Below are 2123 nucleotides of genomic sequence, written 5' to 3'. Positions count from 1 at the left end.
AGCCTTTATCTGGACCTTGTCCATTGACCTGTCTAGGGTTTTGAGAACCAAAATAGACATCTACCAAGGTTGAAAAACTAACCACATCTGGATTGTAAATAACTTCCACTGCTTCAGCATGACCTGTTTTTCCTGTATTGCTGGATGCATAGGTTGGGTTTTTGGTGTGTCCACCAGCATAACCGGAAATGACCTCGTCCACACCTTTTACACTTTCGTAAATAGCTTCCACACACCAAAAGCAACCACTGGCAAAATAGGCTCGGGCTTTGCCGTTGTGCAGAGGAACTTCAATTGGTGTTGCATGGCGTATGGCATCTTGTTCTTGGTTTTGTTGTGCCATATTGTTGCAGCTAAAAAACAACACGATTAAAAAGGTGGACAACATGGATTTTAAGTGTAACATGGTTTTGTTTTACAATTTGGTCGGAACGGGTTTTAAAACCTTAACGTGTTTTTAAAAAAAAAGCACAAAAAAAAGCCTTCATATGAATGTATGAAGGCTTTAAATGTATTTTTAAAATGATTATAGTTTAGAAAACAACTTGCTCATTTTTTCTTTTTCTTCTTCTGCAAGGGCAGCATCTACTAGAATACGTCCACTATGCTCATCTGTAATTATTTTTTTACGGGAAGCAATTTCCATTTGCACTTGTGGTGGAATGGTAAAGAAAGATCCTCCAGAGGCACCTCTTTCAATGGCCACTACTGCAAGACCGTTTTTAACATTGGTTCTAATGCGTGTATAGGCTTTTACCAAGCGTTCTTCTATACTGGCTCTGTATTCCTCAGATTTTTTAATTAAAGCAGCTTCTTCTTTTTCGGTTTCAGCTAATATGGCATCCAATTCGCTTTTTTTGTGCTTTAAGTGTGTTTGACGTGCTTTTAAACGCTCTTTGGTTTCAGAAATAACCAATTTTTTCTGCTCAATTTGAACCTTAAATTCCTTGATGTGTTTTTCAGCAAGTTCTATTTCCAATTCCTGAAATTCAATTTCTTTGGTAATGGAATTGTACTCTCTGTTATTTCTAACGTTTTTTTGTTGCTCGCTGTATTTTTTTATTAACGCTTTAGACTCTTCAATTTGATTCTTTTTGTCGCTAATTTGGTTATCTATAGATTCTAAACTAGACTCCAGTTTTTCTAATCTGGTGTTTAGTCCAGCAACTTCATCTTCTAAATCACGTACTTCTAAAGGAAGTTCTCCACGAACATTTCTAATTTCATCGATGCGAGAATCGATTAGCTGCAAGTCGTATAAATCTCTTAAACGCTCTTCTACAGTTGCTTCTTTCTTTTTTGCCATAGTTTAAAAATACTTAACAGGATTGGTGTTTGTCTTTGATAAAACGATTGCAAAATTAGTAATTTTTTTTGTAAGATATGCAACTAAAAGGTTTTTTGTGAACTGTTCGCTTTCATAATGACCTATATCAGCTAAAACAATCTGGTTTTCAGCTGTAAAAAAGTCATGGTACTTTAAATCTGCCGTTACAAAAACATCTGCTTGGGCAGCTTTTGCAGCGTGAATGGCAAAACTCCCAGAGCCTCCTAAAACTGCGACTTTTTTGATGTTTTTTTGCAATAAACCGGAATGCCTAATGGTTTCGGTTTTCATATTGGTTTTTAACGTGTTTAAAAAATCCGTTTCAGACATTTCCTGTTCCAGTTCTCCAATCATTCCCATACCTATTTGCTGGTTTTTGTTTTCTAAGGTGGTAACCTCGTAAGCCACTTCTTCGTAAGAATGGGTTTTAAAAAGGGCTTTTAGGATGTTGGATTCCAAATGTCTTGGAAATGTTACAGCTATTTGCGTTTCGTTTTCAAAATGTATTTCCCCTTTTTTTCCAAGAGTGGGATTAGAGGCTTCATTACCTTTGTAAGTACCTATGCCTTCGGTGTTGAAACTGCAATTGTTATAATTGCCAATGCTTCCTGCTCCAGCTTCAAATAGGGCATTTCGTAAAGTGTCTGCTTCATTTTTTGGGACAAAGGTGATGAGTTTTTTTATGGTTTGGGCTTGAGGGATCAATATCTGTCGGTTGATTAATCCTAATTTATCGCAAATCATATTATTTACTCCCAAAACAGAATTGTCCAAAGCTGTATGCATGGAAAAAATG

At 36.3% G+C, this 2123-nt stretch carries 3 protein-coding genes; all 3 read right to left on the bottom strand.

The features are described from left to right. Positions 1–406 (bottom strand): peptide-methionine (S)-S-oxide reductase (locus AACY93_RS13660; RefSeq protein ID WP_339612159.1); only part of this gene is annotated, 406 nt, incomplete at its 3' end. Between the two features lie 120 nt (positions 407–526). Continuing rightward, entirely contained in the window at positions 527–1306 is a 780-nt protein-coding gene (locus AACY93_RS13655) for a C4-type zinc ribbon domain-containing protein (protein ID WP_007650595.1), read from the bottom strand. Positions 1307–1309: 3 nt separating this feature from the next. After that, positions 1310–2123: Nif3-like dinuclear metal center hexameric protein (locus AACY93_RS13650; RefSeq protein ID WP_339612158.1), on the bottom strand; the 814-nt coding region annotated here is incomplete at its 5' end.

The organism is uncultured Xanthomarina sp. (genome assembly GCF_963971605.1).
Lineage (GTDB): Bacteria > Bacteroidota > Bacteroidia > Flavobacteriales > Flavobacteriaceae > Xanthomarina > Xanthomarina gelatinilytica.
The sequence above is the reverse complement of the archived record's forward strand: the minus strand, read 5'-3'. Positions and strand labels throughout refer to the sequence as shown.